Origin of the sequence: Novosphingobium clariflavum (genome assembly GCF_026420865.1) — a bacterium.
In the GTDB taxonomy this organism is placed as follows: domain Bacteria; phylum Pseudomonadota; class Alphaproteobacteria; order Sphingomonadales; family Sphingomonadaceae; genus Novosphingobium; species Novosphingobium clariflavum.
The window spans coordinates 1-14,266 of sequence record NZ_JAPCWC010000031.1 but is presented as its reverse complement, the minus strand read 5'-3'; the positions used below and the strand labels follow the sequence as shown (position 1 = coordinate 14,266).

14 protein-coding genes are annotated in these 14,266 nt (G+C 65.9%); 11 read left to right on the top strand and 3 right to left on the bottom strand.

Annotation, left to right across the window (positions count from 1 at the left end; translation table 11 throughout):
* The first annotated feature begins 80 nt into the window (after positions 1-80).
* Positions 81-1,418, top strand: coding sequence for a NupC/NupG family nucleoside CNT transporter (locus OKA11_RS21420; RefSeq protein WP_267224146.1), 1,338 nt, complete (start codon positions 81-83; stop codon positions 1,416-1,418).
* Between the two features lie 183 nt (positions 1,419-1,601).
* On the opposite strand, the gene OKA11_RS21415 is transcribed toward OKA11_RS21420, so the two are convergent.
* The gene (locus OKA11_RS21415; protein WP_267224091.1) at positions 1,602-3,098 is read right to left on the bottom strand and encodes a carboxylesterase/lipase family protein; all 1,497 of its coding nucleotides are present in this window, start codon (positions 3,096-3,098) and stop codon (positions 1,602-1,604) included.
* A 230-nt stretch (positions 3,099-3,328) separates the two neighbouring features.
* On the opposite strand from OKA11_RS21415, the gene OKA11_RS21410 reads away from it, so the two are divergent.
* From OKA11_RS21410 to OKA11_RS21400, 3 genes are all read left to right on the top strand, one after another.
* Positions 3,329-3,685, top strand: a complete 357-nt coding sequence (locus OKA11_RS21410) for a DUF4870 family protein (RefSeq protein ID WP_142635801.1) — start codon at positions 3,329-3,331, stop codon at positions 3,683-3,685.
* Positions 3,686-3,788: 103 nt separating this feature from the next.
* Positions 3,789-4,145, top strand: coding sequence for a hypothetical protein (locus OKA11_RS21405; protein WP_267224088.1), 357 nt, complete (start codon positions 3,789-3,791; stop codon positions 4,143-4,145).
* Entirely contained in the window at positions 4,145-4,741 is a 597-nt protein-coding gene (locus OKA11_RS21400; protein ID WP_267224086.1) for a thermonuclease family protein, read from the top strand. Before OKA11_RS21405 ends, OKA11_RS21400 begins: the two co-directional genes overlap by 1 nt.
* A gap of 72 nt (positions 4,742-4,813) precedes the next feature.
* Here the strand turns inward: OKA11_RS21400 and OKA11_RS21395 are convergent, their stop codons facing one another.
* Positions 4,814-5,866, bottom strand: coding sequence for a ribonucleotide-diphosphate reductase subunit beta (locus OKA11_RS21395; RefSeq protein WP_267224084.1), 1,053 nt, complete (start codon positions 5,864-5,866; stop codon positions 4,814-4,816).
* Between the two features lie 315 nt (positions 5,867-6,181).
* Between OKA11_RS21395 and OKA11_RS21390 the strand changes: the two genes are divergently transcribed.
* Positions 6,182-6,424 (top strand): DUF2171 domain-containing protein, encoded by a 243-nt coding sequence (locus OKA11_RS21390; RefSeq protein WP_267224081.1) that lies wholly within the window; start codon positions 6,182-6,184, stop codon positions 6,422-6,424.
* 37 nt (positions 6,425-6,461) lie between these two features.
* Here OKA11_RS21390 and OKA11_RS21385 read toward each other — a convergent pair whose 3' ends face one another.
* The gene (locus OKA11_RS21385) at positions 6,462-6,845 is read right to left on the bottom strand and encodes a PepSY domain-containing protein (RefSeq protein ID WP_267224079.1); all 384 of its coding nucleotides are present in this window, start codon (positions 6,843-6,845) and stop codon (positions 6,462-6,464) included.
* 251 nt (positions 6,846-7,096) lie between these two features.
* On the opposite strand from OKA11_RS21385, the gene OKA11_RS21380 reads away from it, so the two are divergent.
* The 6 genes from OKA11_RS21380 to OKA11_RS21360 all read left to right on the top strand — a co-directional run bounded on the left by OKA11_RS21380 (position 7,097) and on the right by OKA11_RS21360 (position 13,693).
* Entirely contained in the window at positions 7,097-7,324 is a 228-nt protein-coding gene (locus OKA11_RS21380) for a DUF2171 domain-containing protein (RefSeq protein WP_267224077.1), read from the top strand.
* A 242-nt stretch (positions 7,325-7,566) separates the two neighbouring features.
* Entirely contained in the window at positions 7,567-10,008 is a 2,442-nt protein-coding gene (locus OKA11_RS21375) for a PQQ-dependent dehydrogenase, methanol/ethanol family (RefSeq protein WP_267224075.1), read from the top strand.
* Positions 10,009-10,117: 109 nt separating this feature from the next.
* Positions 10,118-10,375, top strand: a complete 258-nt coding sequence (locus OKA11_RS21370; protein ID WP_267224073.1) for a DODA-type extradiol aromatic ring-opening family dioxygenase — start codon at positions 10,118-10,120, stop codon at positions 10,373-10,375.
* Between the two features lie 55 nt (positions 10,376-10,430).
* A complete protein-coding gene (locus OKA11_RS24710; RefSeq protein ID WP_353936230.1) occupies positions 10,431-10,547 on the top strand; it encodes a hypothetical protein in 117 nt (38 codons plus the stop codon).
* A 234-nt stretch (positions 10,548-10,781) separates the two neighbouring features.
* Positions 10,782-12,089 (top strand): MFS transporter, encoded by a 1,308-nt coding sequence (locus tag OKA11_RS21365; protein ID WP_267224071.1) that lies wholly within the window; start codon positions 10,782-10,784, stop codon positions 12,087-12,089.
* Positions 12,090-12,178: 89 nt separating this feature from the next.
* A complete protein-coding gene (locus tag OKA11_RS21360; protein ID WP_267224069.1) occupies positions 12,179-13,693 on the top strand; it encodes an alginate export family protein in 1,515 nt (504 codons plus the stop codon).
* Positions 13,694-14,266 lie beyond the last annotated feature (573 nt).

The following is a 14,266-nucleotide window of genomic DNA, read 5'->3' as shown; positions in this document are numbered from 1 at the left end:
CACAATTGCACTAGCCGTCACGCATGCGCGCCTTTAGGTTTGCGCACAGATTCAGCATGTTTTTTGGAGACCCGGGGACGATGCACGTCGCCTACAGCCTGCTTGGCATCGTTCTCATCATGGCCGCCGCCTTTCTTCTGTCCACGAATCGCAAGGCCATCCGCCTGCGCGTGGTGGGCGCCGCCTTTGCGCTTCAGGCCGGTCTGGCCGCGCTTGTCCTCTATGTTCCCTTCGGCAAGGACTTGCTGGGCGGCGCCGCGGCGGGCGTGGAAAGCCTGCTCGGTTATGCCCATGCCGGTGTCGACTTCCTGTTCGGTCCGCTTGCCAGCCCGGAGATCGGCGGCCACTCCTTCGCGATCTCGGCGCTGCCGGTCATCATCTTCTTCGCCTCGCTGATCTCGATCCTCTACTACCTCAAGATCATGCCGCTGGTGGTGCGCTGGATCGGCGGCGGCCTGGAAAAGATCACCGGCATCAGCAAGGTCGAAAGCCTCTGCGCCGCCTCGAACATCTTCGTGGGCCAGAGCGAGGCGCCGCTGGTGATCCGCCCCTATCTCGCCGCCCTCAACCCCTCGCAGCTGTTCTGTGTGATGAGCGTGGGCCTGGCCGGCGTCGCCGGCACGATCCTGGCCGCCTATGCCTCGATGGGCATCCGCATCGACTACCTGGTGGCCGCCGCCTTCATGTCGGCGCCGGGCGGTATCTTCATGGCCAAGATGATCATGCCCGATCCGCGCCCGGTTGCCGAGACCGGTACCGAGGGTGAGGCGGACGTGCATGAAGGCACCCTGCCGCCCGCCGGTGCCGCCGCCGCCGCGCTCAACCGCGCCGACGTGACCCACCTTCCGGGTGTCCACGTCGACGAACCCGAAGCGGTCGAGCACGAGGAAGAAAAGCCCGCCAACATCATCATGGCCGCCTCGCAGGGCGCCCAGACCGGCGTGAAGCTGGCCGTCGCCGTCGGCGCGATGGTGCTGGCCTTCGTGGCGCTGATCGCGCTTGCCAACGGCCTGGTCGGCTGGATCGGGGCGCTGTTCGGCTTCACGGGCGTGACCTTCCAGGGCCTGCTCGGCTATCTGTTCGCCCCGGTCTTCTACCTGCTCGCCGTGCCCGACTGGCACGAGGCGATGCAGGCCGGCAGCCTGTTCGGCAGCAAGATCGTGCTCAACGAATTCGTCGCCTTCATCGACCTTGGCCAGATGAAGGAACTGTCCGCGCGCACCGTTGCCGTCGTGACCTTTGCGCTCTGCGGCTTTGCCAACTTCTCGTCGATCGCGATCCAGATGGCGGTGACCGGCGGCCTCGCGCCCAACCAGCGGCCGATCATCGCCCGCCTCGGCGTGCGGGCGCTGTGCGCGGGCAGCCTTTCGAACCTGATGAGCGCGGCTCTGGCCGGGCTGTTTCTCGGGCTGAACTAAGGAAAGCGGATGATTCTGGAGCCTTGGGCCTTGGGCCCCAGATCCGTGAACGCGCAGCGTAGTTGGCCTAGAGCGTTTTCTAATCAGGTGGAATTACCTGATGCCTCGGAAAACGCGTAAAACCAAAATCTTAGAGCAGTTGATCCGATGCGATCGGATCGGGAACTGCTCTAAGGATTTCCTCTACTTCCCCCTCCCCGGCTCCACGTCACGCCCGGCCCACGCGGCATAGCGCTCCGCCTCCGGGTTCGCCTCGAACCGGTCGGCCAGATCGTAGACCCGCACCTTGCGCGAGCCTTCTTCGTAGCGCGGCCAGATGTCGCCCGGATCGCCATGACGGACGAAATGCGCGACGTGTGCGCGCATCCGCCGCCCCAGTTCGGCGCGGCGTCCCGTATCCGGCCCACCGCGCACCAGCGCCATCTTCAGCCCGGTAAACGGCCAGAACAGCGTCAGGTCCAGGCCGTGCGTGGCCCCGGCCAGCGGATGGGCATAGTCGAAACGGTAGAACCATGTCGGCTGCGTGCGGGCATGGCGTTCGGCAAAGTGCAGGGTCGGCATGACGAAAGTGAGGTCGGAGCCCAGCGCGATGCGTCCCTTCCGGTCGCGCGGATAGCACGCGAGGATCCGCGCGGCCTGCACCTCACCAAGCTGCGCGCGCAGCAGCGCCTCGAGATCGGCCCACTTCGAGGGCAGGATATCGCCCGGCATGAGGTCGAACAGCCGGATCTCGTCGCGGGTCGCGCCCGCCAGCAGCGGGACCGGCGCGGTCGGCGTCTGCAGGGCCTGCGCAAACGAGGCGGGCAGGATGTCCCCATCGTACCACGGGGCGGCGGGGATCGCATGAGTCAACTTTTTGCCGACTTCGGCCTGCGCCTTGATGAGGTCGCCGAGAGGCATCGTCCTGAGGCGCTCTGCGCTCGCCTGGTCGAGGCCCAGCACCTCGGCATAGCGCTGGCCGTCGCGGATCGCGCGCTCGCGGTCGTGGATCAGGCTGACGGCGCCGGACATCATGACTGCGCCGTGAAACAGCCCCTGCGCGCGCGGCGACAGCATCAGCAGCGAGACCGACATCGACCCCGCCGACTGCCCGCAGATGGTCACCCGCTGCGGATCGCCGCCGAAGTCGGCAATGGTATCGCGCACCCATTCGAGCGCGGCGATCTGGTCGCGCAGCCCGAGGTTCGACGGGATACCGGGAATGCCGAGCGCATCGCCGAAATTGACGAAGCCCAGCACGCCAACCCGATAGTTGATGGTGACGACCACGATGTCGCCCTCGCCCGCCAGCCGGGAGGCATCATAGGAATTCGCGCTGCCCGCCATGAAGGCGCCGCCGTGGATCCAGACCATGACCGGCTTCGGGCCGGGCGTGCCGCCTTGCGGGCAGTAGACGTTGAGGTGTAGGCAATCCTCACCATAGTCCTCTCCCTCCAGCATCTCCGGCCTTATCCTGGCGCCATATTGCTGGGGACACCGGCGCGCGAATCGGTCGGCGGCACGCAGGCCCTGCCATGGCTCGGCCGGTGCGGGCGCCGCGAAGCGTCCGGCGCGGGCGTAGGGAATGCCAAGGAAGCGCGAAACGCCCAGCCCGCCCTGGCCATCTTGCCCGCCCTGGCCGCCCTGCCCACTTTGCCCGGCCAGCCGCCCCATGCGCGTTTCGATCTCGATCACCGACATCCGCAAATCCCCTGTTTCCGCCGGCTTTCCGCCGATTCCCTTGCCATCAGGGTAACCCCCTATCGGCGCGAGACCAGCGCGATCGCATCCGCCCCGGTATTGATCGCCCCGGTGGCTACCCCAGTGGCTGCCAGACCTCCGCGCCCACCGATTTTTCCCTTTTCGAAAGAGGACTTGCGCAAAACGCACAATGGAGGCAGCATTCCGCCCGGCCATCGTGGAGGGCACCCATGGACGAGCGCAGCAGCACCAGTTCCGGCTTCGAATTCAACCATCCGACGATCATCAGCCTGCTCTATCTGGCCTCCTGCGTAACGGGGGTGACGCTCATCGTCGGCGTCGTGCTCGCCTATGTCTGGCGGGGTGAGGCGAAGGCGGAGTGGGAAGCCTCGCACTATCAGTACCTGATCAATACCTTCTGGATCGGCCTTGTCGGCTCGATCGTCGGTTGCCTGCTGCTGATCGTGGTGATCGGCCTGCTGGTGCTGATGGCGGTCGGCGTGCTGGTCATCGTTCGCTGCGTGCTGAGTCTGCTCAACGCGCAAAAACATCAACCCATGCCCAATCCGGGCAGTTGGACCGTCTGAACACCCCGTCGGGTCGCTAATCCGGGCACAAGAAACCCGGTAACCGAATGATAACCCTAGGGCTTCAGGCTGACCGACCAGGAATGGCCGGGGGGCATCGCCTGTGAGAGCTTTGAGATTCAGCGCCCACCAGCGCTTCGCCGTGCGCCGCAAGGCCTCGATCCACCGTGAAGGCCGCCGCATCGGCAGCGGCCTGCTGATCGAACTTTCGCAGGAAGGCTGCCGGCTCGGCTGCCTGTCCGAGGCCGCCCAAGACCGCATGGCCACGCTGCAACTCGACGATATCGTTGCCATCAAGGTCGACGGCGCCGCCGCGATCGAGGCGCGCGTGCGCTGGACGCGTGACGGCACGCTGGGGCTCAAGCTGATCCACGCCTTCCACCGCGCGGAACTCGATCGCATGATCCGCACCTGCCGCGGAGAGTTCGACGAATCCGGTCAGCGCGAATATGGGACCTGATGCGTTTTAGCCTGAACCCGTTTCGCCGCCCCTCCAGCCCGATCCCCATCGCCAGTGGCCGTCCCGCACGCAGCGCTGCGAGAAGCCGCCGCTTCCCGATTTCGCCGTCGTGGATCCTCGGCGCGCTGGCGATGTTCCTGACCGTGTACTTCTGGAACGACCTGCCCTCGCTGACACCCTCTTCCCGAACCCTGCCGCTCGCCGCGCCGTCGCCGGCCCCGGTTGCCGGCAGTATCGACCGGGAGAACGCCCGCTTCGCCCATTGTGCCGGCGCCAGGCGCACGACCTGTGTCGTCGATGGCGACACGTTCTGGTATGAAGGCCGGAAGATCCGCATAGCCGACATCAACGCGCCGGAAACCAGTACGCCATCCTGCCCGCACGAGGCGCAGCTCGGCGCCAGGGCAACCGCGCGCATGACCGAACTGCTCAACCAGGGCCCGTTCTCGCTCCAGGCCTGGAGCGATGGGCGCGATACCGACCGCTACGGCCGCGCCTTGCGCGTCGTCACCCGCGGCGGCCGCAGCCTGGGCGAAGTGCTGGTCAGCGAGGGCCTTGCCGAACGCTGGAAAGGCTATCGCGGCGACTGGTGCTGAGCGTGCCGGGACAACAAAAAACCCCGCATGCCGATCGCATGCGGGGTTTTTGCTATCCGAAGGCGACGGAACTCATTCGGCCGCCTGGGTGCCGCCGAACATGTCCGGCTCGGAATGGTCCTCCACCGGCTCCACGTCGTTGGCCTTGACCTTGCGGCGCGCGTCGAAGTTCGACCACACGGTGTTCCAGTCGCCGCGGGTGGCGCCCTTCGAATATTCCGTCGCGCGGGTCTCGAAGAAGTTGGCATGCTCGACGCCGTTGAGCAGCGGCTGCAGCCAGGGCAGCGGGTGTTCCTCGATCATGTAGATCGGCTTGAGGCCCAACTGCTCCATGCGCCAGTCGGCGATGAAGCGGATGTAGCGCTTGATGTCCTTGGCGGTCATGCCGGGAACCGGGCCCATCTCGAAGGCGAGGTCGATGAAGTTGTCTTCCAGGCGGATCGTGGTCTGGCACTGGTCGGCAATGTCGTCCTTCACCGCCTTGGTCAGGCAGCCGCGCTCCTGGGTGAAGGCGTGGAACAGCTTGATGATGCCCTCGCAGTGCAGCGATTCGTCACGCACCGACCACGAGACGATCTGGCCCATGCCCTTCATCTTGTTGAAGCGCGGGAAGTTCATCAGCATCGCAAAGCTGGCGAAAAGCTGCACGCCCTCGGTGAAGCCGCCGAACATGGCGAGGGTGCGGGCGATGTCCTCGTCGTTGTCGACGCCGAACTTCTGCAGGTAGTCGTGCTTGTCCTTGAGCTCGGAGTACTCGAGGAACATGCCGTATTCGCTCTCGGGCATGCCGATGGTGTCGAGCAGGTGCGAGTAGGCGGCGATGTGCACCGTCTCCATGTTGGAGAAGGCGGTGAGCATCATCTTGACTTCGGTGGGCTTGAAGACGCGGGCGTACTTCTCGTGGTAGCAGTCCTGCACTTCCACGTCGGCCTGCGTGAAGAAGCGGAAGATCTGGGTGAGCAGGTTGCGCTCATGCTCCGAGATCTTCTGCGCCCAGTCGCGGCAATCCTCGCCCAGCGGCACTTCCTCGGGAAGCCAGTGCAGCTGCTGCTGCTTCTTCCAGTAGTCGTAGGCCCAGGGGTATTCGAAGGGCTTGTAGGTCTTGCGGGCTTCGAGAAGGGACATGGGCGAACTCCGATGGCGATTCGTACAGGCGCGCCGACGGCTGCTGGCGGCCGCAATGACGGCGTTCCGGGCATTCGTGGCGCTAGAATTTTCTGGCTCCGAAGCGCACCGCGGAACCGACGGGGGCCACGATACTCAAATTCCGTCATAAGTGGAGCCGTCAGTGCAAAGTTTGCACAGCTAAAAACGGCACATCTAGCGCCTCGCCCAATATGGGGACGCAAGCACTGGTAGACCAGAGGCGATTGCGCGACTCGCCGGATCGCGCCAGATTGCAGGCATTGCACAGCCCCCAACAGCGCGGGAGAGCCCCCTATGAGCACCGATGCAGAGACTTCCTGGCACACCGGATCCGGCTTCGTGCGCAAGGGCATGACCGTGATCGATTCCAATGGCGCGGTGCTGGGCGTGGTCGACCGGGTCGAGGGGCAGGAAGTGTTGCTGGCCGAGCCCGGCCACCCGTTCGTCACCGTCAGCGAGATCGACGGAATCGATGGCGATCGCATATTGCTCGCGCCGCGCGGGGACGCCACCTTCGGGCTGGGCGCCGAGCCCTGACGACACCCGCCCGCCCCTCGATGCGATCAGCCGCGGATCACTTCCAGAACCAGCGCGGCGCCAGCGCGCGCTTGCTGCGAAAACGCCACATCTGGACGTAGAGCCAGATCCCCGAGAACGAGAAGAACACCAGCGCCAACCCCGACAGCACCGAGATCACGGTGCCGACCAGCCCGAAGCTCTCGCCCGAGTGGAGATGGTGGAACAGCCCGACCAGCGAGCGCATGCCGCCCTGCGGACGCGGCGGCATGCAGCGCCAGCCCTCGGGGCAGACAAAGCCCGGAGGCGGGCTGGCGGTGACCTGCTCGGCGGCGGCGCCGCTCGGCCACAGCACCGCAACCTGGCTCAGCACGCCGGTGATCGCGATCCACAGGATAAAGATGCCGAAAAAGATCGACAGCCAACGATGCCATTTGCGCATGCTCGTGAAATTCCCCTGTATGTTGCGATGAAGCTGCTTGGATGCGTGCGTTCTGAGCGGCCGCGAAGTGCCGCCCGGCGATGACAAGCCGAGGACGCCCGCCCGCTCAAGCCGCAAATTGTCGCAGCCGCCCGATCTCCAGGCGGTGTGGAAGCGCGAAAGCCATGAGCCGTGGCTGAGGTCCGACAAGTGCCGGAACGCGCGCCTCTTCACGCCGTTTTCCTTCCATCACAACGACAAGGAGAGATGCAATGTTCGAGAAGCTGCGCGTTCGCGAGCACATGGAAGTAGCCGATGCCGCCGGTCAGCATGTCGGCACCGTCGACGAAGTGAAGCATGACCAGATCAAGCTGACCCGTTCGGACAGCTCGGACGGTGCCCACCACTTCATCGCCTTCGACAATGTCGACCGCATCGAGGACAACCGGGTCTACCTGAAGCAGGGCACTCCGATCCCGGCAGGCGCCGGCACCCACTGATTCCATCCCCTGCCTGGAGGATGGAGCCACCGGGGCCCCGGTCATCCGCAAGGGTGGCCGGGGCCTTTGCCTGTTGCCGTTCGCATGAGACCTGTTCGCGGGGGGCCCTTCGCGTGGGGCCCCTTCGCGAGGGCGATAACCCGGGCAAGATATGATACACAGCATGTAGCAAATCTTCCCAAGCCCGTCGGCGACTGATAGCGCTTCCCCCGAAAAGACAGGACACTCTGGGGGAAGACGCCGTGACCGCACGTCCCGTAACCGCAGCGCTCGGGCTGGCGCTGGCCATGCTCGCGCCCCTGGCACTGACTGCCTGCAACAAAGCCGCGCAGCCGATCGAACAGGGCATGGTCGCCGATCCCGACGAGTGGCCCAGTTGGGGCCGAACCCCCGGCGAGACCCACTATTCCCCGCTGGATGAGATCAACACCGATACCGTCGGCAGTCTCAAGCTGGCCTGGCACTACGATCTGGAGCCCGGCTATACCGCCAGCACGCCGCTCATGGCGGAGGGCAAGGTGTTCCTCACCAGCGGCCATTCGCACATCCGTGCGCTCGACGCGGTGACTGGCCGGCAGCTGTGGGAATACGACGCCGGCACCCGCGACCGGGCGACCTCGGCCCTGCAGATGTCCTGGGGCAACAAGGGCATCGCCTATGATGCCGGCCCGGATCACCAGGGCCGCGTCTTCCTCGTCACCACCGATGGCTACGTGATCGCGCTCGACGCCGGGACCGGCAAGGAAGTCTGGAAGACGTACGACTATCCCGACCAGGCCCCGCGCAATTCGAACGGCGCGCCGCGGGTGTTCGGCGGCAAGGTGATCGTCGGCTTCGGCGGCGCGGACATCAGCCCGGCCCGCGGCTTCGTCACCGCTTATGACGAAAAGACCGGCAAGCGGGTCTGGCGCTTCTTCACCACGCCGGGGGAGGAGGTTTCGCCGGTGAACCAGAAGGCCGAAGCGGTCATGCGCAAGACCTGGCCGAGCGGGTGGACCAACCCCGACGGCAGCCGGCGCGGCGGCGGCGGCACGGCCTGGAACGCCTTCAGCTACGATCCCGAACTGAACATGATCTACCTCGGCGTCGGCAACGGATTCCCCTACAACCAGAACCTGCGCAGCCCCGGCGGCGGCGATAACCTGTTCCTCGCCTCGATCGTCGCGGTCGATGCCGATACCGGCGCCTACAAGTGGCACTACCAGGTCTGCCCCGGCGAACAGTGGGACTGCACCGCCACCACCGACATGTCGCTGGCGACGCTGAAGATCGACGGCAAGGACCGCAAGGTGCTGATGCAGGCACCGAAGAACGGCTTCTTCTACGTGATCGACCGGGCCACCGGCGCATTCATCTCGGCCGAGAAGATCGCCCGGGTCAGCTGGGCGGATCATATCGACAAGAAGACCGGCCGCCCGGTCGAGAACCCCGGCATCCGCTATGCCGGAAAGCCCGGCATGTTCGAACTCTGGCCCGGGCCGACCGGCGCGCATTCGTGGATGCCGCAGGCCTACAGCCCGCAGACCGGGCTGGTCTACATCCCGGTCCTGGAGATGGGCGCACTGATCGGGGACGGCGGCGCCGGCGGCGGCGAGATCAGCAAGGGCATGGGCGTCACCCTGATCCCGGAGGTGGAACTGCCCGGCGGCCACAAGAGCTTCCTGCGCGCCTGGAACCCGGCGACGCAGACGCTGGCCTGGGAAGTGGAACTGCCCGGCACCTGGCCCGGCGGCGTCATGGCCAGCGGCGGCGGGCTGGTGTTCGAAGGGCAGATGGACGGCAAGTTCGTCGCCCGCCATGCCGGGACCGGCAAGGAACTCTGGTCGTTCCGGACCGAGAGCCCGATCGTCGGCGCGCCGATCACCTACCGGATGAACGGCAAGCAGTACGTCACCGTCATCACCGGCGCAGGCGGTCAGGGCGCGGGCATGCAGTCGCTCGGCAATGCGGCCTTCCGCACCGACTACCGCCTGCCGCGCCGCGTGCTGACCTTTGCACTGGACGGCAAGGACTCGATCCCGCCCTTTGCCTATGAAGAGCCCACCCCTCCGCAGGACCCGGCGTTCAAACCCGACCTCGCGCGGGCGCAGGCAGGGGCGATGCTGTTCGGCTCCCGCGCCTGCATCGTCTGCCACGGCTGGAACGCGGTCGGCGGCGGTGCCGCGCCGGACCTGCGCTATTCGCCGATCATCACCGATGCGGCGACGTTCAGGCAGGTCGTCAAGCAGGGCGGGCTGAAGATGAACGGCATGCCGCCCTTCCCCGAGATCTCCGACAGCGACCTCGAAACCATCCGCTTCTATCTGCGCGCCCGCGCAAAGGCGGCTCCGGCCGAGAAGCAGGCGCTGCTGGACAAGGCCAAGGCGGCGGCGGCCAGCACGGCCAGGCCGCAGGACTTCACGGGCAAGTGGGCCATCGTCATCCAGACCCCGGTCGGCCCGCAGAAGGCGGTGATGGACCTGGCCGTGAACGGCAACGTGGTGACCGGCAAGGTCAGCGCCGAGCAAGGCACCGTCGCTGTGGCCGGCGCCGTGAAGGACGGCCGCGCCAAGTTCCAGGGCAAGGCCTCGATGCCGATGCCGATCACCGTCAGCTACGACGTGACCGTGAAGGCGGGACGCATGACCGGCGAGAACGCCAACGGCCCCTTCGGTACTTTCCCGCTCACCGGCGCACGCCCCTGACCAGGAGCGTTGCGCCGCCGGAGAGACCGTTTGGAAATTCGCGAAAAGCGAATTTCGCGGCACCGGTCCGCTCCCTCCCCCCCCACACACCGCGCGCCGCTGCTTCAAGTTGGGGCAGGCGCTGCGCACCGCCATCGAGAGCTATCCCGAAGACCTCAAGGTCGCGCTGGTCGCCACCGGCGGGCTGTCGCACCAGGTCCACGGCGAGCGCTGCGGGTTCAACGATCCCGAATGGGACGCCCGCTTCATGGACCTGCTGGAAAACGATCCCGAAGCCCGCGCCGCCTGCCTTGCCGATGCGGACAAGGCGATGGGAAATGCCGAATTTATAGAACATAAACAGCAACTTACCAGAAATCGCGACTAACGCGGGCTGATCCACTACGGCGCGATCTTCTGCGTTCCGGAGAACGCTGGCGGCCGTGACGGGGGTATCCAATCTGGACATTTATGCCTCAATGCGCGGAGAGACGCTTGAGGACTTCGTGAAGACCCGCGACCAGCAGCGCACTTACTCGGTGGCGGCACAGCCGGCCTGAGGTTCTGATTCGAAATTCGCCGCAGCGGTGAATTTCGGTTCGGTACTGGCCCTCTCCCCCCGCCCGACCTTCCACAAGTCCCCCTGTCGGGCGGCCGGGTGGAGGAGAGGGCCGGCACCGAACAATCCGGAACGAGAGTTTCGGATCGGACACTTGAGTCCAGCCATGCGCCGCCGCCAGCGTCGCCAATAATTCCCGCGCCCTCGGAAGGCAGCGGTACAACAGGAGAAGTGCATGGAAGACCCACGCGCCATCATCGCGCGCGAGCCGATGCATTACCGGCAGATCATTGCCATCGGCATCGCGACCGCGCTCAACGCCCTTGACGGGTTCGACGTCCTGTCGATCAGCTTTGCCGCGCCCGGCATCGCCAAGGACTGGGGCATCGACCGCGCCGCGCTCGGCCTCGTGCTGTCGATGGAACTGTTCGGCATGGGCATCGGCGCCTTCATTCTCGGCAGCCTGGCTGACAAAATCGGCCGCCGCCCGACGCTGCTGGCCTGCCTCGTCATCATGGGCGCGGGCATGTTCCTCGCCTCCACCGCAACCAGCGTGCCGGTGCTGTCGGTCTACCGCCTGTTCACCGGGCTCGGCATCGGCGGCATGCTGGCCGCGACCAATGCCGTCGTCGCCGAGTGCTCGAACGCCCGCCGCCGCAACCTCACCGTCGCGATCATGGCCGGCGGCTATCCGATGGGCGCCATCGTTGGCGGCTCGATCGCCTCGATGCTGCTTGGCGCCACCGGCCACTGGCAGTCGGTCTTCGAATTCGGCGCGGTGATCACGCTGTGCTTCATCCCGCTGGTGCTCTGGCTGGTGCCGGAAACCATGGCCTTCCTGCTGCTGCGGCGCCCTGCCAATGCGCTGGAGAAGATCAACCGCACGCTGGTGAAGCAGAACCGCCAGCCGCTCGCGGCACTGCCGCCGGTCGATCCGGCCAAGAAGCGCACCAGCGTCGCCGCGCTTTTCGCGCCCGGCCTTGCCAGCGTGACGGTGCTGCTGACCGCGGTGTGCTTCTTCCACATGATGACCTTCTACTTCCTGGTGAAGTGGATCCCCAAGATCGTCGTCGACCTCGGCTTCGCTCCCGCATCGGCGGGCGGCGTGCTGGTCTGGGCGAACGTCGGCGGCGCCATCGGCTCGGTCGTCGTCAGCCTGCTCAGCCAGAAAGTCGGCATCCGCCCGCTGGTGGTCGCCTCGATGGTGCTGGGAGCAGGCGCGGTCATGCTGTTCGGCCAGGGCTTCACGACGCTGAGCGGCCTCTCGCTGATCGCCTGCGTGGCCTGCTTCTTCCTCAATGCCGCCATCGCCGGTTTCTATGCCGTGATCGCCCAGAGCTACCCGGCGGCGCTGCGCGGCGGCGGCACCGGCCTGGTCATCGGCGTGGGCCGCGCCGGTGCGGCGCTCGGCCCGATCGTCGCCGGGGTGCTGTTCAGCTCCGGCTGGGCGCTCGCCCCGGTCGCCATGACGCTGGCCTGCGGCACCCTGATTGCGGCCGTCGCGCTGTCGCTGGTGCGCTACCGCGAAACCGCGATCGCCTGATCCGGGCAAGAGAAGAATGCGGGACGGCCGGAGTGCGGCCGGTCGTCCCGAGTAAGAATACCAAGACGTTTCAGAGAGGAATTCCCCCCATGCGCATGTCCCGCGCCCTGACCCTTCTCGCCTGCGGCACGGCCGCTGCGGCCATGTTCCCCGTCCAGCCCGCGCGCGCGCAGTCGGTCCCGCCCGAGACCGCCAAGACCGGCGAGGCCGGTACGCTCTCCACCCAGGCCCCTCCCGGCATCCGCCCCGCCAAGTCGCAGGCGCGCCCCGCCGAAGCCATGCCCGGCGGCCGCCCCGGCCCCGCAGATCTGCCGCAGAACATCCGCTGGACCGAGGACTGGTCGAAAAAGCCCGATGCCGATGCGCCGCTGCTCGAAAAGATCAAGCACCTCCCCATCGCGGGTGACGACATCTACCTCACGCTCGGCGGCGAGGCGCGCGTCTACTATACCGACTGGCACCACGCCAGGCTGGGCCTTTCGGCAAATGACAGCAACAACCCGGTCCAGACCCGCCTGCGTCTGCTGGCGGACCTGCATGTCGGCCCGAACCTGCGCGCCTACCTCGAACTGGGCGACAACCGCGAATATGGCGAGAGCTTCGCCACCGGCCCCAACCGCGACAAGCTGGACATCTACCAGGCCTTCGTCGACGTGACGGTGCCGCTGGGCGATGCCGGCAAGATCACCTTGCGCCCCGGCCGCTTCGAGATGCCGCTGGGCAACGGCAAGCTGGCAGGCGTGCGCGAGGGCCTCAACATGCGCTTCACCTATCAGGGTGTGCGCGCCACCTACATCCTGCCGGGCAAGGTCTCGGTGGATGTCTTTGCGGTGAAGCCGATCCTGATCGATCCGGGCACCTTCGACGACGGCCCCAACCACGCGCAGGACTTCCACGGCGTCTACATCAGCGCGCCCAACCGCATCGCCGGCTTCGGCACCGACATCTACTGGTACGAGATGGAGCGCGACCGCGCGACGCTGGCCGCCGGTGTCGGCAAGGACGACCGCAACAACTGGGGCGGCCGCCTGTGGAAGCGCGGTCCCCACTGGGACCTCGACCTTGAAGGCACCCACCAGAGCGGCCGGTTCATCGGCAAGGAAATCGATGCCTACGGCGCCATGTTCGAAGGCGGCTACACCTTCGGCGACGCCCCGATGAAGCCGCGCCTCGGCCTGCGCGCCAACTACTTCAGCGGCGACAAGGACCTCGCCGACAACAAGGTGAGCACTTTCGTGCCCGCCGCCGCCCGCCTGCCGCTGATCAGCGAGGCGGCGTTCTTCAGCTTCTCGAACCTGATGGACCTCTACCCCTCGGTCACCGTCAAGCCGACCCCGGCGATCACCGTCATGGCCGGCCCGGACTTCCTGTGGCGCGCCAGCAAAGGCGACGGCGTCTACATCGGCCCCTCGGGATCGAGCTTCGCACCCTACGATTCCAGCCGCCGGATCGGCACCGACCTCAACCTCGAAGCCTCGTGGCAGGCTACCGACCGCCTCGCCTTCCGCCTCTGGGAAACCTACTTCGCCGCCAGCGATTCCTTCCAGGACAACGGCGGCAAGAGCGGCAACTATTTCGGCCTGATGGCGAACTACAAGTTCTGAGCCGGACGATCGATTTCAGTGTACGCTGACTAGAGGTTCTGGAGTGGTTGTCCGAATGGGATTTTGTGAACACGACGGGGACTCCGTGGGATTTTTCCGAGGAGTTCCGCCATTTGGGGCCCGGTGCGCTTTCCAAGCGAGGCTCAAATCGACTGTCTAGAGTGGAAGGCCATTTAGACAGCGAATGGGCAAGACCGGCTGGAGTGGGTCCTATTTCCTGCCGGACCTCTCAGAAATCTCTTATGCCCGGATTTCGGGGCTCTGAGAAGCTACTAACGATCCTTTAGGCCACTGCCGAGCCCTTTGAACCGGGACGAAACTGGGGCATTCGGCGCCCGGTTCAGCTTTGGCTATTCGCAGAGCCCCAAGAAGCCTCTGAAATCCTAGGCGGATCACAGAAATTAATGTGCCAGCTCTGGAAGGAGGAGGGCCCCGAAGTGGGGCAGATTTTCGTCCTCACTCATTCGTTATCAGCCTCGTCAATCAAGCGCTGGATCGCACCGATCGGGGTGTCATCGATCGGGCGGATAGTTTCACCACAGCCAGGGCATTCGACGGTCAAACCCAATCGCA